The sequence below is a fragment of the Veillonella sp. R32 genome (assembly GCF_010093125.1).
Taxonomy (GTDB): domain Bacteria; phylum Bacillota; class Negativicutes; order Veillonellales; family Veillonellaceae; genus Veillonella_A.
The window spans coordinates 1-20,574 of record NZ_NMZQ01000035.1 but is presented as its reverse complement, the minus strand read 5'-3'; the positions used below and the strand labels follow the sequence as shown (position 1 = coordinate 20,574).

Here is a 20,574-nt window from a genome sequence, read left to right as displayed (position 1 = left end):
AAACCAGCCTTGAGATGAGGTTTCTCATAACAAAAGTTAGTAAGATCCCATGTAGACGACATGGTTGATAGGCCAGGTGTGGAAGAGCTGTGAGGCTTGGAGCTGACTGGTACTAATAGATCGAGGGCTTTACTTTAAATAGTGAACCAAATTAAAATGGTAGTTACTAGACGGTAGCAACAAACTGCAATAAAAGAATTATCTAATGTGTAACATACAACATCTACACTTCTATGTGGTTTTCAGAGTACAAGCTCTGACAGATTCAGTGGCGATAGCTACGAGGGTCCACCTGTTCCCATCTCGAACACAGTAGTTAAGCTCGTAAACGCCGAAAGTACTTGGCTGGAAGCGGCCTGGGAGGATAGGTAGTCGCTGATTAAACTTAAAAGACACACCAAATGGTGTGTCTTTTTTAGTTTATTCGCTTCTACCTATCCGACCAGTAGCTGGGAAAAGTAGGGCAAACAATTTGAAGGAGCAGCGCGACGCGCAAATTGTATTGCATCACTTTCTTGCGAAGCGAGTGAAACGAAGCGTAGCATGATAGGTAGTCGCCTCTCTTTTTCTATGATATAATTTATACCACCACAAAATTAACTGTAATAGAGAGAACAGAGAGAAAGAGGTTTATATGAGTAACACAATTATGATTCGTCGTGGCGAACGACAAGATATTCCCACTTTATTAGATATATATAATTATGAAGTATTACACGGCGTGGCTACTTTAGATATTCGTCCTCGTACTCTTGAAGAATGGACGGAGTGGTATGAGGCTCATAATATTAAAAATCATCCTTTAATTGTAGCAGTAGTAAACAATACTGTAGCGGGTTATGCTACACTATCTGAATACCGCACGAAGGAAGCCTATGCTAGTACGGTAGAATTATCCATTTATGTAGATCCGTCCTATCGAGGTCAAGGCGTAGCAAGTCGCTTAATGGCTGAAATTTTACACTTAGCTAAAGAAGATGATTCGATACATCTTGTAGTTTCTGTCATTACGGCTGGCAATGAAGCAAGTGTAGCTCTACATAATAAATATAATTTTACCTTCTGTGGCACGATTCGCGAAGTGGGCGTTAAGAATGACACGTATTTAGATATTGAAAATTATATGCTACTCGTTTAAACTAAATGTGTAAGTATTATATAGTAGTATAAAATTATGAGTATAAGTAAGGTTTTACGTAATTATTCAACGGAGGTTTACCAATGCGAACATATTCTTTTCATTATGGCGAGCAGATGATAGATTGTACTTTGGATGAAACACGGGTGATTGGTGAATTACATATGGCTGAAATACCAGTGATTGCCAATCCAGAAAAGGCGATTCGTGAAGCTTTAGCGAACCCTATTGATTCTAAGCCTTTAAAAGAATTAGTAAAACCGGGTGAAACGGTAGCCATTATTGCTAACGATACAACCCGTATTGCCAATACCCATGTATTTATGCCCATTATTTTAGATACTCTTAATGAGGCCGGTATTCCTGATGAAAATATTAAGATTGTATTTGCCTTAGGTACTCATCGTGATATGACTGAAGCAGAAATGATTAGTGAAGTAGGCTTGGAAGCAGCTGGTCGTGTAACGATGATTAATTCATCGGCTAAAAAAGCAGACCAGTTCACCTATGTAGGAACCACATCTTTTGGTACAGACGTGTATTTAAATCGACATGTAGTGGAAGCTGATCATATTATTTGTACAGGCTCTGTAGTACATCATTTCTTTGCTGGCTTTGGTGGTGGGCGTAAGGCTATTTTACCAGGCGTAGCTTCCTATGAAACGATTCGTCAAAACCACAGTTTAATGCTTGATGATAAGGCGACTATTGGTCATTTAGAAGGCAATCCTATTTATGATGATCAAATGGAAGGGGTGGCTATGTGCCCACCGACCTTTTTATTAAATGTTGTCTTAAATGGTGAAAAAGAATTTACTGGTGTTTTTGCTGGTCATTATATTACAGCCCATAAAGCAGCTTGTGATTTTGTAAATGCACAGAATGGGGTTGTTATCGAACGGCAGGCGCCCATTGTTATTGCCTCTACGGGTGGTTATCCAAAAGATATTAATATTTACCATTCCCAGAAAACCATGGATAATGCCGTGCGGGCCGTGCAACCAGGTGGTGTTGTTATTTTATTAGCCGAATGCCGTGAAGGCTCTGGTTCCGCCATTTTTGATGAAACGGTAAATACCTTTGATTCTATTCAAGCTATTGAAGATTCTGTTCGTAAGGATTTTCAGATAGGTCGTCATAAAGCCTATGCAGTAACTCGTTTAATGAAAAAAGTAGATTTTTATTTACTCTCTAGTTTAGAAGATGAGTATGCACGAAAAGCATTTTTTACGCCAGTAGCTTCTTTAGAGGACGCGTTGCGTTTAGCGGAAGCTAAATTAGGAGCTGATGCAGAAATTTTGCTGATGCCTCATGGTTCATATACGGTACCCATTCTAAAAGAGGTAACTAAATAGTAAGAAATGATATAACCCCCTAAGAGTCCATAGGAAACGACTCTTAGGGGGTTATTGTATGTAATCGATAGTAATGTGAAAGAGAGAATGTTGAAGGATGGAGCACATTACATATCGTCTACAATTTCATCATCGATGACAGCTTTACTGCCACGAGTACCCGTGCGGATACGCATACAATCAGCGACATCGTATACAAAAATCTTGCCGTCGCCAACACGACCAGTCTGTAAAATATTGCGAGCTGTATCGAGCACTAAATCGACAGGCACTTCACAAACGACGGTTTCTACTTTAATCATGGGAACGAGGTTTACTTGATATTCTTTACCACGATAGACCTCTTTATGACCTTTTTGCAGACCACAACCAAAGACTTGGCTCACAGTCATGCCTTGCACGCCTATGGCATTTAGACCTTCTTTGAGATCTTCTAATTTTTCAGGACGAGCAATAATATCTATACGAGTCATTTTACTCATAGGAGTTCCTCCTTTTATGCATATCTTAACAAAGCGTATATCTTAGTAAGGGGTAGTAAGAATTAGTATGAATTAGAAAGATTAGTAAGCGGTAGTGAGGATTAGCTAATGAAAGTAGTCTGATAGATGAGCTATTTCATTACGCTGATGGGGGAGCGATTACATTACACTGATGGATGGGCGGTTTTCATTGTAGTCGTTTCAGCGTCTAACAAAGTGGCTTCATTAAGGGAAGGACTTAAGGCGTTACTACTGAAAATCGATACATTGTAGGCACTTTCACCATGTTCTGCAATATCGAGGCCAGTCGTTTCTTCGGCGGCGGTAGCACGCAAAGGGGTAAAGGCAGTTACTAGTTTATAAAGAATGAGGGTACCTACAATAGCTAAGCTAAAGGCAACAAGGACAGAGGCAATCTGAGCCAATAATAAATCGCCATTGCCATAATACAGGCCGTCGGTACCAGCGGCATTTACTTCTGTAGTTGCCCATATACCAGTAGCAATAGCGCCCCAAGTACCGCCAATGCCATGGATACCAAAGGCATCTAAGGAATCATCATACCCCAATTTATTTTTCAAGAACGCTACGGCAAAGTAGCAGATTACGCCACCGCCAAGACCGATGAGAAAACTAGCTAACACATTAACGAAGCCTGCTGCTGGTGTAATGGCTACAAGACCAGCAATACCACCAGAGGCAGCACCTAAGATAGTTGGTTTACCTTGGAGAATCCATTCACAGACTACCCATGCTACGGTAGCGGTAGCAGCGGCCATTTGCGTGACAATAAATGCATTGGCAGCTAACTCGCTAGCGCCTAGAGCTGAGCCTGCATTGAAACCAAACCAGCCGAACCAAAGTAAAGAGGCACCAAGAACAGTCATAGGCAAATGATGGGGTAACATAGGGGATTTACCATAGCCTTTGCGTGGGCCCATTAAGAGACATAGGGTCAAACCAGAAACACCGGATAAAATATGGATAACTAGCCCACCAGCAAAGTCGAGTGCGCCTAGCTGGGCTAAGAAACCACCGCCCCATACCCAGTGAGCCATAGGATTGTAGACACATAAGGACCAAAGAAGAATAAAGATAACAAAGCCACCAAATTTAATGCGTTCGGCAAAGGCACCAGAGATTAAAGCTGGTGTAATGACTGCGAACATACATTGGAAAGCGACAAAGGCAAATTCAGGAATATTTACATCGGCCATAAGTGAGTTTGCTACTTGAGCTAACCCTAATTTATCTAGGTTCCCAATAAGCCCGTTTACATCACCACTAAAGACAAGACTGTAACCGATGAGTAACCATTCCACTGAAATTAGGGCAATAATAAAGAAGCTTTGCATAATAGTGCTTAGTACATTTTTACTGCGCACCATGCCACCATAGAAAAAAGCAAGTCCTGGTGTCATAAAGAAAACTAAGGCGGCACTAACAAGGACCCAAGTCGTATTTCCGGTGTCAATCGTAGCACTGGGATCGGCCGCCAAGGCTGGTGGAGTTATACAGGCACTTACTAATAAGGCCCAAAGAAGTTTTGTATAGTTCATAGTTGTCCCTCATTTCTTCTCATACGGCTTCATAGAAGAAGCTTTTTTGACCAACGGAAGGGTAGTATATATTCTTTGCTAGGCCTAGGGCAAAGAATATAAAAAAGACGCCTTATGATAGCCCTTAGGGGCTAAATCATAAGACGTCGTTGCCTTCTGTATTATGTTGGTACTTTTTGATGGACTTAATGATACACTGGCAAAAAATATTTGTCAAGTCATACCGGAATCTTTTTGGTAACGTTGTAAAGTTAGACTGCGTAAAGTTGGGCTGCGTATAGCTAGGTTTAATAGCGCTAAAATATTTTTTTAGAAAGACTTGCAATTTTAAAAATTTCAATGTATACTAATTAGAGTAAATGCATGTGCATGCATTTTGTTAAGAAATTGCTATTAAATGGGGAGGTGAATATATGGCCTATATACATAATTGGTTGGCCGATTTACGACGAATAAAAGAAATCTCTGAAACCTTAGAAAAAGAATTAACAGCCCGCTCGTCTTTAAGTTTAAATGGCTATTATGTGCTTTATTTTTTAGCCCATAGTGAAGAAAAGAAATTGCGTTTAAATTTATTACAAGAGCAGATGGGTTTAAGCCAAAGTGCTATGTCACGGATGATTGTGCGGATGGAGGGCACCAATTGCGGTTCCATTCAACGGGTTAGCTGTGAATGTGATAAACGCGGTGTATATATTGCTATTACGGAATGTGGCTTGAAGCGATTAGCAGAAGCGGAACCAGTAGTGGAAGACGTTTTACAACGTTTTTATGCGTAAACTTGGTAATTCCGATCTAGGCAATGATGAGACGTGATCATTGCTTAGGTCGTTTACATATATTTTTTAATTATATACATGCATGAACATTCATTTATAATCATGTATGAGCATGCATATGGATAGATACATAAGTTGTGGTTAGGCTACTGACTCTTTTGGTTGCATCAGAGCTGACCTCAGTTAGAAAAAGGAGTTTAGATACAATGAAACAATTAACAGAACAAGTGCGTTTACGAAATGGTGTAGTATTAAAAAATCGATTAGCAATTCCACCGATGACGACACGGATGAGTTATTACGATGATACCGTAACGGGCGATGAAATTGCTTATTATGGTATGCGCACTGGTGATGTAGGTCTATTCATTACTGGGGTAGCTCATATTCAACCAAATGGTCGTGGGTGGACTGGTGAACTGGGGGTATACGATGATAAATTTATTCCTGGTTTGAGCAAATTAGCAGCTACGATAAAACAAAATGGTACGAAGGCAGTACTTCAGATTTTTCACGCAGGGCGCATGAGTGATAGTAAAACGTTAGAAGGGGAACAACCAGTAGCACCTAGTGCGATTGCTTCTGAACGAGAAGGTTCTGAAGTGCCTCGTGAATTGACGAATGAAGAAATTGAAAAGATTATTGAAAACTTTAAAGCAGCTACGGTTCGGGCCATTAAAGCTGGATTTGACGGCATTGAATTACATGGGGCCAATCATTACTTATTACATCAATTCTTTTCCCCTCATTCTAATCGTCGTAATGACCAATGGGGCGGTTCCTTAGAAAAACGCTATACCTTTATTGAACGAGTGGTAGATGGTGTACTGGGTGTTGTTAAAGAGATGAACGTACCTGATTTTATTGTGGGCTATCGCTTTTCACCGCGTGAGGAAACCAATCCGGGCTTCAATTTAGAAGAAACGTTATGGTTAGTCGATAAATTAGCTGATAAAGAGTTAGATTATTTACATATTTCGTTAACTCGCTATGATCGAGCTACTAACATTGAAGGCTATACGGATAAATCCATGTTGCAGTATGTATACGAAACAATTAATGGTCGTTTACCATTAGTATCAGTGGGGGATATTCATGACCGGGCTGATTTAGAAGCAGCTTTGCAATATTCTGATATAGCAGCTGTAGGGATTGGCGTGTTAATTGATCCTAAATGGTTTGCTAAGCTATTAGCGGGCCGTGATAGTGAAATTCGCCAAACTTTAACACTACAAGACAAGGATTTACTAATGATTTCTAATGGTGCGTATGCCTTTATCGAAATGAAAGCACCTCATTTGTTGATTAAATAAGGTCAAAAAGCAGTACTGATTCAATCCAGCTATAACCTTTGCTATTTTGAAAGGGGGGATGAGCCAGTAAATTAAAACTTGAAATATATAAAACTTCATAGTATACTATTCTATAAATTTAACTCATGAGAGTTAAATGCTAATCAAGGGTTTTGATTGGTTTGTAGAATGGTAGTTGTTGCTTTGAGGCAACGTGTAGAGAGGAGTTTTTATATGTTTAAGCGTAGTATGGTAAGTGTATTGGTGGGCTTATTAGGCCTATCTATCGTAGTCGGTGGCTGTGGTAGTAATAGTGCTGGTGAAACGAATAAAATTCGCATTGGCATTTTACAGCAAGTGGAACATCCTGCTTTGGATGCCTCTACAGAGGGCTTTAAAGCTGGGCTAGCAGAGCGTGGCTATAAAGATGGCGAGAATGTGGAATTGGATTTTCAAAATGCACAAGGTGAACATTCCAATATGGAAAGCATTACGAATCGCTTTGTTTCAGACAAGGATACGCTTATCTATGTAGTAGGGACTGCCGCTTCGCAAATTGTAGCGAATGCAACGAAGGATATTCCTATTGTAGGGGCGGCCATTTATGATTACAAGGGAACTGGTTTAGTACAATCGGTAGAGAAACCAGGAACGAATGTAACAGGGACTACGAATTTTAATCCTGTGCCCAAACAGTTAGATTTGATTTTAAAAGTGTTACCTAATACGAAAGAAGTGGGCGTTATCTATTCGTCCAGCGAAGTAAATGCGCAAATTCAAGTGGCTGCGTTCAAAGAATATGCCGCGTCGAAAGGCATTAGCGTTGTGGAAGAAACGATTACTAGCGTTAACGATATTCCTCAGGTAACGACAAACTTAATTAATAAAGGCGTAAAGGTTATTTATACGCCAACAGATAATTTAATTGCTTCGGCAATGCCTAATTTGGTAGCCGTAGCAGAAGCCGCCAAAGTACCTGTTTTCGTGTCAGATGGCATGTTGATTGAAAAAGGTGGTTTCATGGGTTATACTGTTGATTTTTACCAATTAGGGCTTCAAGCTGGTCATATGGCCGCGGACATTTTAGACGGTAAATCTAAACCAGAAGATATGCCGGTTCAAATGCAAGCGACTATGAAACTAGCTACGAATCCTGACATGGCTAAGAAGTTGGGGATTACCATTCCTGATGATTTGCCTCAAGAAGCTAAATAATTAGCTTTGTTTACTTAATATTGCACATAGACACCGTAAGGACGATAGAAGTTAAGATTGTACAAATATCTGGCTTTTAGGCGAACTTGCGGTGTTTTTGTATCCTAGGGTAGCGTAAAAAGATGATAAAACCTATCATATGGGGTATAATAAATAATAGGAGTTTTCGATATAGTGATGATTATTGTGATGACTATTTTTAGATAGATTGTAAAGGAGTATATTATGATTAATTTTGTTGCCATTGATTTTGAAACGGCTAATAAATATGCTAATAGTGCTTGTTCCTTAGCCGTAGTAACGGTAGAAGATGGACAGATTACGAAACGGGGATATAGCTTAATTAAGCCTCCATTTATGCAATTTGATGAAGAATGTATTGCCATTCATCAGATTCAACCACAAGAAGTAATGGACAAGCCAACTTTTGACGTATTATGGCCTGCTATTTACGAAAATCACTTAAAAGGTAAATTAGTAATTGCTCATAATGCTAAATTTGATATTGGTGTCTTACGGGCTACGTTAGACCACTATAAGATTGAATGGCCTGAATTAGATTTTACTTGTACCGTAAAAATTTCCAAACGGGTTTGGCCAGATTTGCAGAACCATAAATTAAATACGATGGCGGCCTATTTAGGGTATGAGTTTAAACATCATTATGCCTTAGATGATGCTGAAATTTGTGCGCAAGTGGCTATTGCAGCGGCCAAAAAACGGGGTGTTCATTCCATGGATCAATTGCTAGCTAATATTGGTTTAGCAAAGGAGTCGTTTATTACCGATGACCGTCGTGAAAAAGTAAAAGAAGAAGCGGCTGGAGAACAAATGTCATTTTTCTAATCTATATTAGTACATGTGATTTATTAATACGAGTTATTTTGGATTAAGTCAATTAAAGGAGCTAGGAATGGATAGCAAACAAGGACAACAAAGTTTTACAGGGCGTGAAATATTAGCTCATGTGGATCACACTTTATTGGTCCCAACGGCTACGTGGGAACAAATTCAAACGTTGGTAGAACAAGCTTTGGCGTTTCAGACGGCCTCTGTTTGTATTCCGCCAACCTATGTGAAACGGGTTAAGGATAACTATGGGGATAACTTAACCATTTGTACTGTAATTGGTTTTCCTTTGGGCTATATGACGACGGCTAGTAAAGTAGCGGAAGCAAAGCAGGCTTTGGCCAATGGGGCTACGGAACTAGACATGGTTGTGAATCTGGGGGACGTAAAAAATGGTCATTATGCAGCTGTGGTAGAAGAAATTAAAGCCCTTAAGGCTGTATGTGGCACGGCGGTTTTAAAGGTAATCATTGAAACCTGCTATTTAACGGAAGCTGAAAAGGTAGCACTTTGTCAGGCTGTGACGGATGGCGGGGCTGATTATATTAAAACCTCCACCGGCTTTGGTACTGCGGGAGCTACCCTAGCAGATATTTTATTATTTAAAAAGCATATTGGGCCTAAGGTTAAGATTAAAGCGGCTGGCGGCATCCGTTCCATTGAAGCGATGGTAGCGTATTTGGCAGCTGGCTGTGACCGCCTGGGGGCGAGTGCAGCGGTGGGCTTATTAGAAACCCATTTAGACGAGAACTTTTCTATTTAAGTGTTAAGGAGCAAAAGCCTATGCATATGAATGAGTTAATTCTAAAAAAACGCAATGGCGGTGTTCATAATGAAGCGGAACTTACATATTTGGTGAATGAATTTGTGAAAGGTACCATTCCTGATTACCAAATGAGTGCGTGGCTTATGGCTGTATATTTTCGTGGCTTAACAGCTGAGGAAACGGCGCAACTAACCTTAGCTATGGCTCAGTCAGGTGAACAAATTGATTTAAGTAGCATTCCAGGCATTACCGTTGATAAGCATAGCACTGGTGGGGTAGGGGATAAGACGACGTTTATCATTGCCTCTATTGTGGCGGCTTGTGGTGTACCTGTTGCTAAAATGTCAGGCCGTGGGCTAGGTCATACAGGCGGCACTATTGATAAATTAGAATCCATTCCTAACGTAAAGGTAGCTCTTACGAAAGAAGAGTTTTTTCACCTTGTACGCACCGTGGGGGTAGCCGTTACGGGTCAATCTGGTAACCTGGCACCGGCTGATAAATTGCTCTATGCGTTGCGTGATGTAACCGGCACGGTGGATAGCATTCCTCTCATTGCGTCCTCCGTAATGAGTAAGAAGTTAGCCGCTGGTAGTGAGGCGATTCTATTAGATGTTAAAGTAGGCAGCGGGGCCTTTATGAAGACCTATGAAGAGGCCTTAGCTTTGGCTGAAACCATGGTTGCTATTGGCACGCATAATCACCGTAAAACGGTGGCTTTAATTACTGATATGGATCGTCCTTTGGGACAAGCTATCGGCAATGCAACGGAAATGGCCGAAGTAGTGGCAACCTTACAGGGGCAAGGACCTGAGGATTTAGTAAAAGAGTCGCTGGCATTAGCCGCTAATATGCTGTATTTAGGGGGTAAAGGTTCTTTTGAAACATGCCAAGCCTTAGCACAGGAAACGTTAGCCAGTGGTGCAGCTTGGGCTAAGTTTTGTGAAATGGTTACGGCACAAGGGGGCGAAGCTTCGGTGTTAACGAATCCTCGCTTTAAAGAGGCAACTTATAAGGACGCTGTGTTAGCTCCCGTATCCGGTTATATTACCCATATGGATGCAGAAACTTGTGGTCGTGCTGCTTTAATTTTGGGCGCTGGACGTTATACTAAAACCGATACATTAGATTACAAAGCAGGTATTTGGATGCTTAAAAAAACGGGTGACTATGTGACTGCTGGTGAAACGATAGGGTATGTACAGAGCAATACACAGGAAACGTTAGCAGAGGCTAAGGCACGGTATATATCAGCCTTAACCTTTGGTGCACAGGCGCCAGTGGAACAACCCTTGGTGTGGGCTCGGGTTACGGCAGAAGGGACGGAATCCTATATATGAGTGAATTAAGTACAAGCTTGGTAGAGGCTTTATTGGTAGCGGCTAAGGAAGCTAAACAACAATCCTATAGCCCGTATTCGCACTTTGCTGTAGGGGCGGCTCTGTTATGTGAAGATGGGACTATCTTTACGGGCTGTAATATAGAAAATGCATCCTATGGTCTGACTAATTGTGCGGAACGAGTGGCGATTCAATCGGCTGTGGCGGCGGGTCAACGGTCTTTTCAAGCCATAGCGATTGTAGGCGATTCAATAGGGCCCTGTATGCCTTGTGGCGCGTGCCGTCAAGTGTTAGCTGAATTTAAAGTGCCTATGGTGCACTGTGAAACAAAATCAGGCGTACGGTCTGCGTATTCGTTAGATGAATTATTGCCCCATAGTTTTGGTCCCGATGATTTATGAGATAAGTAGTAGAGGCTACAATGAATAAAAGCGAGTTAATCTTAGCTTGCCTTATGGCAATAGAGATTAACTCGCTTTTTATTGGTTTAATGGCTTAGGGTGCTATAAATCTAAGCTATTAAAGTTTAGAAAGCTGGTAAAATAGCCCCTTTGTATTTATCTTCGATGAATTTTTTAACTTCTGGTGATTGAAGCGCTTTCATCAATTTTTGGATTTCAGGACGATTTTCATCCCCTTTACGAACAGTTAAGATATTAGCATATGGGGAATCTTTATCTTCTAAGAAAAGAGCATCTTTAGTAGGATTTAAGCCGGCTTCTAAGGCGAAGTTCGTGTTGATAACAGCTAGGGCTACATCATCTAAACTACGTGGCAATTGAGCGGCTTCTAATTCTACGAATTCAAGATTTTTTGGATTGCTAACAATATCTGTTTTAGTCGCATAAATATTGTTAGGATCTTTTAACGTAATAAGACCTGCTTTTTCTAATAAAAGAAGGGCACGACCACTGTTACTTGGGTCATTAGGAATGGCGATTTTAGAACCATTTGGTAATACGGAATCTAAGTTTTTATCCGTAATTGTTTTGGAATAAATCCCCATTGGTTCGATGTGAACTTTACCAGCGGAAACAAGCTGCATATTATGTTCACTAGCGAATTTATCCATGTATGGAATATGTTGGAAGAAGTTAGCATCCAATTCTTTGTCATTTAAAGCTAAGTTAGGTTTTACATAATCGGTAAATTCAACGACTTTTAGATCAATGCCTTCTTTTTCTAATAAAGGTTTAGCTTGTTCTAAGATTTCACCATGTGGTACAGGGGATGCACCAACGGTAATGGTTACTTTGTTGCCACTGCCAGCGGCATTGTTACTGTCACTACCGCAACCTGCCAGTAATAAAGCACTACCAAGGATGGCAGCTGCTGCTAAGGATAAAAGTTTTTTCATACTATACCTCCTCAAGGATATAAAAAGTCTGAAACGTTAGGCGCATAAAAAAAGATGGCCTTGCTACCGAGCCATCACAGGTATGATTGGTATCTCTCGGTATGCACCGCAGGATTTAGCACCATCGAATGGTTGCTGGATTTCATAGGGCCAGTCCCTCCATCGCTCTCGATAACGTTTCGTATATAATTCTGTGGTAAGTATATCATGAGAGGACAAAAATGTAAAGTAAAAAGAAACCAACTCTGTGGGGCAGAATTGGTTTCTTTTAGTTAGTTCCATAAGTACCTTAGCTAAGTATTAGAAAGCTGGTAAAATAGAACCTTGGTATTTGTCTTCAATGAATTTTTTAATTTCAGGGGATTGAAGTGCTTTAATTAATTTCTGAATTTCAGGACGATTTTCATCACCAGGGCGCACTACAATTAAGTTAGCATAAGGCGAATTTTTGTCGTCTAAGAATAAAGCATCTTTCAATGGATTAAGCTGAGCCCCTAACGCGTAGTTAGCATTGATAACGGCAATGTCAACATCATCAAGGCTACGAGGTGTTTGCGCGGCTTCTAACTCGATAATGTCTAAGTTTTTAGGGTTAGAGGCAATATCGATTTTGGTAGAGTAAATATTGTTAGGGTCTTTTAGCGTAATAAGACCTGCTTGCTGTAATAAAAGTAAAGCACGACCTGTGTTAGTAGGGTCATTTGGAATGGCCACTTTAGCGCCATTAGGAATGGATTTTTGTAAATCTTTGTCTTTGATTTTGTTAGAGTAGAGGCCCATTGGCTCAATGTGAACAGCACCAGCGGAAGCGAACTTCATATTGTGTTCTTCTTCAAACTTTTTCATGTATGGTGCATGTTGGTAGAAGTTAGCATCTAACTCTTTGTCATTTAATGCTAAATTAGGTTTCACATAATCGCTGAATTCGACGATTTTAAGGTATACCCCTTCTTTAGCTAGTTTGTCTTTAACTTGTTCTAAAATTTCCGCATGTGGTACTGGGGAAGCCCCTACTGTTAAGGTAACTTTTTTGTCAGAACCAGCGGCGGCATTGCCTTGATCGCTACCGCAACCAGCAAGTAGTAGTGCACTGCCTAATACGAATGTGGCAGCTACAGATAAAAATTTCTTCATAAGTGAAGCCCTCCTTTAATCTCAAATACAATTCTCTCTAATGAAATTGGTAACTAGTTTTGTATCCCCAATACAAAACCAGTACAGCGTCGAGAGCAATAAAAAAACGATGTCCTCGGGCCTTCCGAGTCATCGTTACTACTTTTATCTCTCGGTATACGCCGCAGGAATTAGCACCATCGAATGGTTGCCGGATTTCATAGGGCCAGTCCCTCCATCACTCTCGATAATATCGCTATGCAATTTCTTCGCTGATTATAGCATGGACAAAACATACTTGTAAAGTAGGAAAATATAAAATTATAAGTTTATAGGAATTAAAGAAATATAAAATAAAAATAAAAAACAAAAAAAGAACTGTCTAGTAAGCTAAACAGTTCTTCAGTGGCGGAGAGAGAGGGATTTGAACCCTCGGTACGGTATCACCGCACACATGATTTCCAATCATGCTCCTTAAGCCGCTCGGACACCTCTCCATATGGCGCTACTTCGTGTAACGTACTTTACTATTATAGAAGAAAGTAAAAATCTTGTCAATCTATAAAAATAAAAATTTTAAAGTGACGCCTAGCAATATTTTTGGAGTTCTTGGCGATAATGGGCAATGGTAATTTCATCTTTTGTGAAGGTAAAAAGTTGTCCTAAGGAAATTTCAAAAACATCGGCAATTTTTAGCAGTATATCTAAGGTAACGCCTTCAATGTGATAGCCACGCTCTAGTCGTGAAATGTAGCTTGTACTGATGCCAGTTGCTTGGGCTAATTCTTTTTGATACCATTGTTTTTTTTTGCGCAAATGGGCAATTTTAGCACCTAAGCAAGTGTATACAGCAGGGCCTTTTAAGCTACTATCTGCTGGTACGGTAGCAAAGATTGGATTTAAAAAGGCAGCTAAGGCTAAGGCAGATTTTGCATTTCGTTTAAAATTAAGCTGTTTTAACTGACGAGCCTCTCTCGGTGCTAAGGGCTCTTGTTGTAGTAATGAACGGATATTTGTTGGCTTTGATTGTATAGTTGCCACCACATACGCCTCCTCGTTGTGGTAATAAGAAAGTGATAAAATAAACAACTATATATTACGCCTAAAAACATATATTGTCTAATGTTTTATAAAAATAAATATGTTAGCAATATGACTAATTAACAATTATCGTTCATTATTAGTCCAAATGGTATAGGCTTGGTTTTCTATCTCTAAAGACATTAATTTTACGACGAATGTCTTCTGTTATGCTTAAATCAATGGTTCCAATGGCAATTTCTTCTGCATCACCAAGGTGTAATAATTCCTCACCCCAGGGATCAAGTAATAAGGAGTTGCCCGCGCATTTTACTTTACCAATATAGCCACAGGCGTTAACGGCACAAAGGAACATTTGATTTTCGATGGCCCGCGCTGTATTTAAAATTTCCCAATGCCGTTGGCGCATAGTAGGCCATTGAGCTGGTACGAAAAATAGGTCGACCCCTTGTAAGGTAGTGGTACGAATGATTTCAGGAAAGCGAATATCATAGCAGGTAACGCTGGAACAAGGGATTTCATCTAAAAAGAAACGATGAGTGTGTTCCCCGCCTTGAAAGAATTTTTCTTCTTTAGCGGGCGTGAAGCTATGAATTTTATCATATTGGGAGATAATAGTACCTTCTCGGTTTACGATATAGGAGGTATTATACACTTTATTTGCTCGCAAGGTAGCCACAGAACCACCTACAATATTTACATTATGTTTACGTGCTAATTGGCTTAATAAAGTTTGCGTTCGTTCGCCATTGGCATCGGCTTCGTTAGGCAATTGGTCAGTAGGATAGAAACCAGTGTTCCACGTTTCAGGTAAGACCATGATATCAGGTTGTTCTTTGGCGGCGGTATCGATTAATTCTTCCACATGATGGTAGTTATGGTCAACATTGCCAACAGCCACATCCATTTGTAATAAGGCAAGTTTCTTTTTCATTACATACTCCATTCAAAACGATTAGGTCGTTTCAGACAAAATTATAGGTAATATATAGCTAATGGGCACTTCCCCTACGTAAAGGCACTATATTACTAGCCCTAAGTTTGCGATTTATATGGCGGTTAAGTAGAGGCCCTGTATTGCTATATAGTTATATATATTATATAAAGTATAACATAAGTATAGGTGCAGATTTGAAAAGCTGTCAATAGGCATGGTCGGATCGTTTGTGTTATAATATAGCGTGTATAACTATTTTTAAAAACAATAGAATAAGTAGGAGGCAATTTATGAAACGTTTTATAGTAGTCTTTGCCTTGCTGGGGAGCTTACTGATGCTCTTAGCAGGTTGTATGTCTGAAACGCAAGACACAACGGCTAGTGCTACAGAAGCACAACCACAGAAAGTGACAAAAACGGTAGCTACTGAGGTGCCTAAGGGGATTCCAGTGCTTATGTATCACAAAATAGGGCCTGATGAAGATAATGATGCAGTTATTCGTGAAGATTTATTTAGAGCCCAAATGAAGCTCTTGCATGATAAAGGCTTTAATCCTATTACGATGGAACAATTAAATGAGTATGTTCGTCATGGTACGGCAGTGCCAGTGAAACCAGTGGTATTGACCTTTGATGATGGTTATGCAGATACATACAGTATCGTATATCCTGTGTTAAAAGAATATGGCTTCGCCGCTACTGTATATGTAAATCCTGGTGATGTAGGCACTCGGTTAACCTGGGAACAGATTAAAGAAATGCAAGCTGGTGGCGTTACGATTGCCAGTCATGGTTATGATCATGTGCGGATGAACGAATTGTCTAATAGTGATCAATTAGCTAATATTGTAAAGGCCCAATTGGCGTTAAAAGAAAAATTAGGCATTGATAATCAGTGGTTCTGCTATCCGTATGGACGTGAAAATGACTATTCGCAAAAAGCAGCAGCTGACAATGGTATTTTATTAGCAGTGACGATGAATCCTGGTTGGGTTCATGTGGGGGATAACCCGTATGCGTTGCATCGTATTTGGATTGGTAATGCAGTGGACTTAGCTCATTTTGAAGAGCGTATAACGACAGAAGATTATACTGATTTATAAGGACAGATAGGAGTTAAGGATGAAACGATTTTTTAGTAAAGGGTGGGTAAAATTTATTCTTGTTATGTTTATTTTTACCATGGTTACTTCGCCTATCGTAGTGCTATTTGGCCCTTTTGATAATCTGAAACGTACCGTTGTGGGAGCGATAATGCGATCGCGTCATCCCCATTACATTACTTGGTTGTTTAATCAAGATGAGATTAACGTAATTCTTGGTACAGTAAGTACTGTGCGGAGTCAAGATTTATTTAAATTTAAAGCCCGTGAAGATACTACGTTAAAAATGCGTAAAATCGAGTCTACCCGGTATGTAGGGTATGTGCTTGAAATTCCAGACCCTCGTCGTGTTAAAGTAGCTACGGCTAAAAACATTCAAGAAAAAGGGGAAACGGTAAGTAATATTGCAAAAGACAATGATGCTGTGGCTGCTATTAATGCAGGTGGTTTCCATGACCCTAATGGTACCGGCACAGGCCGTTTACCATATGGCTTCATCATGCAAGATGGGGATTATGTCATCGGTAAAGATGTAGGCCCTGATGAAGCGGTTGATTTTGTTGGCTTTACGAAAGATGGCAACTTAATTGCTGGCACATACAATAAAACAGAATTAGCAGATATGAAAGCAGCTGAAGGGATTACCTTTGGGCCACCACTTATTGTGGATGGTAAGAAAATGATTACTGATGGTGATGGTGGCTGGGGCATTGGCCCACGTACGGCTATTGGTCAGAAAAAAGATGGCACTGTTATTTTCGTTGTTATCGATGGTCGCCAACCTGGTTACTCTACAGGCGCTACGCTTCGTGACGTGCAAGATGTGTTATTTGAAGAAGGCTGCTACATTGCTGCTAACTTAGATGGTGGCTCTAGTACAACCTTGTATTACAATGGTAAAGTGGTAAATAAACCAGCTGATTTATTAGGTGAGCGGATGATTCCTACCGCCTTTATTGTGAAATAGGAGGGCCCATGGCATCGTTTGGTAAAATTATGAGCGCCTTTGTCTTGGGGCTAGCATTACAAGGCGGTATTTACTATTATTTAGATCAAGTATATTTTGCGCCGACCACAGATTTTGAAGTAACGGCCAGTGATGGGCAGGAGAAAGATGGCAATTTCCCAGATGTGGGAGAAGGCAATAAATATTATTCCCAGGGGCATAAATATATGGCTGTTGTGACACAAGATTCAGTAAAGGTATATACAGCGGGTGAAAAGACACCGGTGGATATTGACTTAAAAGGGCGACAGGTTAGTTATTTTGAATGGTTGCCGGACCGTGATTTAGCCATTATGGGCCTATATGGTGGCACTGAGGATAATGTAGTATTGGCACGTTTTGACCCTGAAAGTCCAGAACATGAAGTAGATACTACGATGGAAGATTTGCCATCAGATAGTAAAATTGTGGATGCAGCGTTTTCAACGGCTACGAATGTAGTGTATATGAAAATCAAAGTTGCTGAAAATGCATATCGTATCTATCGAACTGATGCAAACTATGATACTCGCCGTGTTTATATGCAAGCGTCTAACATAGGCCGTATCGCGGTTTTCTATGATGAAGATATTTTCTTCTATGATAATGTTCGCACTGGTGATGTGTTCATGTTTGATGGCACGGAAGGGGGCTGGCGTGTTATTAACCCAGCTGGCCGTTATCGTTTAATCGGCGTTGATAAAGATAAAGATATCTATATTGCTAAAGTTGATGAAGATGATAAAGCCTTATCTGTTTTACAAGGGCGTTTAGGCGTAGGCTTTGAAACGGTTGATACTTTTAGTTCGCCACAAGATTTAAAAGATATTACGGTAGCGTCTATCGAAAAAATGATAAGTGATAAACGTTCTAGTGATAACAAAAAACAATAAATGAGGCATAAACAGACTTTTGATTTCAATTATGAGGTTTATGCATAGGTAAGTGAAAAGGTCTGCTGTAGCAGGCCTTTTCTTGATTTTATGAGCTATGAGGAGGCAATTATGGCTAAATTTAAAATTAAAAAAGGTCTTAGTGATGCAGAGATGTTTAAAAATGTAGTAGAGGAAGAAACCTTTGAAACGGCTATGCTCAAAGGGGAGGCCGAAAGCAAGCGTCCTGCACCGCTACGAAAGTCTTCTAGTAACAGTCAGGAAGCCTTTTACCGTGAGTTTCTAACTGAGAAAGTTGAGACTCAAATAGGGAAACTTTTATTAGATATTAAGATGGAATATTTTAAAGATGGTGTGGGTGATTTCTCCATTCAAGTGAAAAAAGATGGTCGAAATATTGTCATCAAAACGGCTCCTAAAAAAATTAAATAAGGTTAACGATTATATATTTATGAGTAATCCGTATTGTAAATATGTTGACAAAGAAACTCTTTAGTAGTCTAATAGATATGTGAGATGAATACTATTCTATCAAGGGATTATAGATAGAAAGGATTCGTTATAAGCGTAATTTAAAAATGATTTGGATTGTAAACATCTGTAAAATGTGGAAGGTTTTACAGAGAGGCAGGAAACAATTCATATCGACAGTGAAGGAGAAGGAGTTATGAAAGCGAAAAAACTAAGAATCATGGAAACCGTCCTCCGCGATGGTCATCAGTCCATTTTGGCAACCCGTATGCGTACAAGCCAAATGTTGCCAGTGTTAGAAAAATTGGACGGTGTTGGTTATGAAGCACTAGAATGCTGGGGCGGGGCTACCTTTGATAGCTGTCTTCGTTTCTTGGACGAAGATCCATGGCAACGTCTTCGCACGTTAAAAGCTCATCTTAAAAACACTCCATTACAGATGTTGTTACGTGGCCAAAACTTATTGGGCTACAAACATTATGCTGATGATGTAGTAGAAGCATTTGTTAAAAAAGCTAAAGAAAACGGTATTGACCGTATTCGTATTTTCGACGCATTGAACGACCCACGCAATATGGAAGCTGCTATTAAAGCAGGTAAAAAATGTGGCGTTCATGTACAAGGCACTATGGTTTACACTATCAGCCCTGTACATACTAACGAAATGTTCGTTAAAGTAGCTGAAGAATTAAAAGATATGGGTATGGATTCCTTATGTATCAAAGATATGTCTGGTCTATTAGCTCCATACGATGCTGTATCCTTGATTCAAGACCTTAAAAAACGTCTTGGCGATGACATGATGATTGACTTGCATAGCCATTTCACTTGCGGTCTTGCTAGTGCTACTTACTTAAAAGCTGTTGAAGCTGGCGTTGATGTAATCGATACAGCTCTTAGCCCATTCGGTCATGCTACTTCTCAACCTGCTACTGAAAGTATCGTTGAAATGTTCCGTGGCACTGAATATGATCCAGGTTTAGATTTAGCTACTCTTCGTGAATTAGCTGAATACTTCCGTGGAGTTCGTAAAGAAATTGCTGATGAATTTGGTATTACACCAGCTCATGAAGTATTGCCAGAAGTTCGTCATTACCAAATTCCTGGTGGTATGTTGTCCAATACTCAGAACCAACTTCGTGAAATGGGTATGGCTGACAAATTCTTTGATGTTATGAATGAAATGCCTAAAGTTCGTGCTGATCTTGGTTACCCTCCATTGGTAACTCCTACTAGCCAAATCGTTGGTACTATGGCTATGATGAACGTTAACTTCATGGCAAACGGAATGGAACGTTATCAAATGACTCCTAGCGAAGTTAAAGACTTAGTTCGTGGTAAATATGGTCGTTTACCAGCTCCTATTAGCGATGATATTCGTAAGAAAATTATCGGCGACGAAGAACCTATCACTTGCCGTCCAGCTGACCTTATTAAACCTGAATTGGAAATGTACCGTCAGAAATTGGCTGAGTTGGGTTATCAAGGGTTCACTGATGAAGACGTATTGTCTTACGCTATGTTCCCAGAAGTATCCTTACAGTTCTTCGAAAAACACAGCAAACAAGTTATCCTTAAAGAAATCGATCTTCCAAGAGAATAATTTGTTACATCCAGTTAGTCTGGTTGTTTAAATTAAAATTTTAAAAGAGAGTTATCGACTCGAAAACCAGTGTTCTTGCGAACGATGGTTTTCTCCGTCGACAACTCTCTTTTTAGTGGCTCTTTGTTAAATTTTGGGGCGCTAAAGAGATTATGCACTCTTAGGAAGGACATGCGACGTAATTGTTGCGTGTCCTTTTTTAGCATTAATGAATAAAATCCGATTACGAAAGCGTTCAAAGTTTTGTATTCCAAACGCACAACGTTTCAGTGCTTTTATTTTATTGTTACAACCTT

Annotated in this window: 21 protein-coding genes, 1 tRNA gene, 2 rRNA genes and 2 riboswitches; of the genes, 16 read left to right on the top strand and 8 right to left on the bottom strand. The window is 39.9% G+C overall.

What is annotated here, in order from left to right; all coding sequences use genetic code 11:
• The 4 genes from VER_RS07850 to larA form a co-directional block, all read left to right on the top strand.
• A 23S ribosomal RNA gene (locus VER_RS07850) occupies positions 1–136 on the top strand; the annotation flags it as partial.
• A 128-nt stretch (positions 137–264) separates the two neighbouring features.
• Positions 265–381 (top strand): 5S ribosomal RNA (rrf, locus tag VER_RS07845).
• Between the two features lie 253 nt (positions 382–634).
• Positions 635–1,138 carry a GNAT family N-acetyltransferase gene (locus VER_RS07840; protein ID WP_202922147.1) on the top strand — a complete coding sequence of 168 codons (504 nt, stop codon included), beginning with the start codon at positions 635–637 and terminating at the stop codon, positions 1,136–1,138.
• Between the two features lie 83 nt (positions 1,139–1,221).
• Positions 1,222–2,493 (top strand): nickel-dependent lactate racemase, encoded by a 1,272-nt coding sequence (larA, locus tag VER_RS07835; RefSeq protein ID WP_162100284.1) that lies wholly within the window; start codon positions 1,222–1,224, stop codon positions 2,491–2,493.
• Between the two features lie 107 nt (positions 2,494–2,600).
• Here the strand turns inward: larA and VER_RS07830 are convergent, their stop codons facing one another.
• On the bottom strand, positions 2,601–2,975 hold the full coding sequence (locus VER_RS07830) for a P-II family nitrogen regulator (RefSeq protein ID WP_162100283.1): 375 nt from the start codon (positions 2,973–2,975) through the stop codon (positions 2,601–2,603).
• Positions 2,976–3,139: 164 nt separating this feature from the next.
• Positions 3,140–4,534 carry an ammonium transporter gene (locus tag VER_RS07825; RefSeq protein WP_162100282.1) on the bottom strand — a complete coding sequence of 465 codons (1,395 nt, stop codon included), beginning with the start codon at positions 4,532–4,534 and terminating at the stop codon, positions 3,140–3,142.
• 413 nt (positions 4,535–4,947) lie between these two features.
• On the opposite strand from VER_RS07825, the gene VER_RS07820 reads away from it, so the two are divergent.
• The 7 genes from VER_RS07820 to VER_RS07790 all read left to right on the top strand — a co-directional run bounded on the left by VER_RS07820 (position 4,948) and on the right by VER_RS07790 (position 11,176).
• Positions 4,948–5,313 carry a MarR family winged helix-turn-helix transcriptional regulator gene (locus tag VER_RS07820; protein ID WP_162100281.1) on the top strand — a complete coding sequence of 122 codons (366 nt, stop codon included), beginning with the start codon at positions 4,948–4,950 and terminating at the stop codon, positions 5,311–5,313.
• A 206-nt stretch (positions 5,314–5,519) separates the two neighbouring features.
• Positions 5,520–6,626 carry an NADH-dependent flavin oxidoreductase gene (locus tag VER_RS07815; protein WP_162100280.1) on the top strand — a complete coding sequence of 369 codons (1,107 nt, stop codon included), beginning with the start codon at positions 5,520–5,522 and terminating at the stop codon, positions 6,624–6,626.
• A 228-nt stretch (positions 6,627–6,854) separates the two neighbouring features.
• Positions 6,855–7,820: an ABC transporter substrate binding protein gene (locus VER_RS07810; protein ID WP_370456477.1), complete on the top strand. Its 966-nt coding sequence runs from the start codon at positions 6,855–6,857 to the stop codon at positions 7,818–7,820.
• A 225-nt stretch (positions 7,821–8,045) separates the two neighbouring features.
• Entirely contained in the window at positions 8,046–8,666 is a 621-nt protein-coding gene (locus VER_RS07805; RefSeq protein ID WP_162100278.1) for a 3'-5' exonuclease, read from the top strand.
• A 67-nt stretch (positions 8,667–8,733) separates the two neighbouring features.
• Positions 8,734–9,432, top strand: a complete 699-nt coding sequence (gene deoC, locus VER_RS07800) for a deoxyribose-phosphate aldolase (RefSeq protein ID WP_162100277.1) — start codon at positions 8,734–8,736, stop codon at positions 9,430–9,432.
• Positions 9,433–9,452: 20 nt separating this feature from the next.
• Complete coding sequence (locus tag VER_RS07795) at positions 9,453–10,775, top strand: thymidine phosphorylase (RefSeq protein WP_162100276.1); 1,323 nt, start codon at positions 9,453–9,455, stop codon at positions 10,773–10,775.
• A complete protein-coding gene (locus tag VER_RS07790) occupies positions 10,772–11,176 on the top strand; it encodes a cytidine deaminase (protein ID WP_162100275.1) in 405 nt (134 codons plus the stop codon). The genes VER_RS07795 and VER_RS07790 overlap by 4 nt, the downstream gene beginning before the upstream one ends.
• Before the next feature lie 125 nt (positions 11,177–11,301).
• Here VER_RS07790 and VER_RS07785 read toward each other — a convergent pair whose 3' ends face one another.
• The 5 genes from VER_RS07785 to VER_RS07765 all read right to left on the bottom strand — a co-directional run bounded on the left by VER_RS07785 (position 11,302) and on the right by VER_RS07765 (position 15,220).
• Positions 11,302–12,132 carry a MetQ/NlpA family ABC transporter substrate-binding protein gene (locus VER_RS07785; protein ID WP_162100274.1) on the bottom strand — a complete coding sequence of 277 codons (831 nt, stop codon included), beginning with the start codon at positions 12,130–12,132 and terminating at the stop codon, positions 11,302–11,304.
• A gap of 86 nt (positions 12,133–12,218) precedes the next feature.
• Positions 12,219–12,310: riboswitch (SAM riboswitch) on the bottom strand.
• Positions 12,311–12,432: 122 nt separating this feature from the next.
• A complete protein-coding gene (locus VER_RS07780; protein ID WP_162100273.1) occupies positions 12,433–13,266 on the bottom strand; it encodes a MetQ/NlpA family ABC transporter substrate-binding protein in 834 nt (277 codons plus the stop codon).
• Between the two features lie 141 nt (positions 13,267–13,407).
• Positions 13,408–13,499, bottom strand: a riboswitch (SAM riboswitch).
• A 152-nt stretch (positions 13,500–13,651) separates the two neighbouring features.
• Positions 13,652–13,742 (bottom strand) — tRNA-Ser (locus tag VER_RS07775).
• Between the two features lie 91 nt (positions 13,743–13,833).
• A complete protein-coding gene (locus VER_RS07770; RefSeq protein ID WP_162100272.1) occupies positions 13,834–14,286 on the bottom strand; it encodes a helix-turn-helix domain-containing protein in 453 nt (150 codons plus the stop codon).
• A 139-nt stretch (positions 14,287–14,425) separates the two neighbouring features.
• Positions 14,426–15,220: a carbon-nitrogen family hydrolase gene (locus VER_RS07765; protein WP_162100271.1), complete on the bottom strand. Its 795-nt coding sequence runs from the start codon at positions 15,218–15,220 to the stop codon at positions 14,426–14,428.
• A 293-nt stretch (positions 15,221–15,513) separates the two neighbouring features.
• On the opposite strand from VER_RS07765, the gene VER_RS07760 reads away from it, so the two are divergent.
• From VER_RS07760 to VER_RS07740, 5 genes are all read left to right on the top strand, one after another.
• Complete coding sequence (locus tag VER_RS07760; RefSeq protein WP_162100270.1) at positions 15,514–16,326, top strand: polysaccharide deacetylase family protein; 813 nt, start codon at positions 15,514–15,516, stop codon at positions 16,324–16,326.
• A 19-nt stretch (positions 16,327–16,345) separates the two neighbouring features.
• Positions 16,346–17,293 (top strand): phosphodiester glycosidase family protein, encoded by a 948-nt coding sequence (locus VER_RS07755; RefSeq protein ID WP_162100269.1) that lies wholly within the window; start codon positions 16,346–16,348, stop codon positions 17,291–17,293.
• Positions 17,294–17,301: 8 nt separating this feature from the next.
• Complete coding sequence (locus tag VER_RS07750) at positions 17,302–18,204, top strand: hypothetical protein (protein WP_162100268.1); 903 nt, start codon at positions 17,302–17,304, stop codon at positions 18,202–18,204.
• A 111-nt stretch (positions 18,205–18,315) separates the two neighbouring features.
• The gene (locus VER_RS07745; RefSeq protein WP_162100267.1) at positions 18,316–18,636 is read left to right on the top strand and encodes a hypothetical protein; all 321 of its coding nucleotides are present in this window, start codon (positions 18,316–18,318) and stop codon (positions 18,634–18,636) included.
• 235 nt (positions 18,637–18,871) lie between these two features.
• Positions 18,872–20,278: a pyruvate carboxylase subunit B gene (locus VER_RS07740; protein WP_162100266.1), complete on the top strand. Its 1,407-nt coding sequence runs from the start codon at positions 18,872–18,874 to the stop codon at positions 20,276–20,278.
• Positions 20,279–20,428: 150 nt separating this feature from the next.
• On the opposite strand, the gene VER_RS07735 is transcribed toward VER_RS07740, so the two are convergent.
• On the bottom strand, positions 20,429–20,574 hold a 146-nt coding region (locus tag VER_RS07735), incomplete at its 5' end, for a transposase (RefSeq protein WP_162100265.1).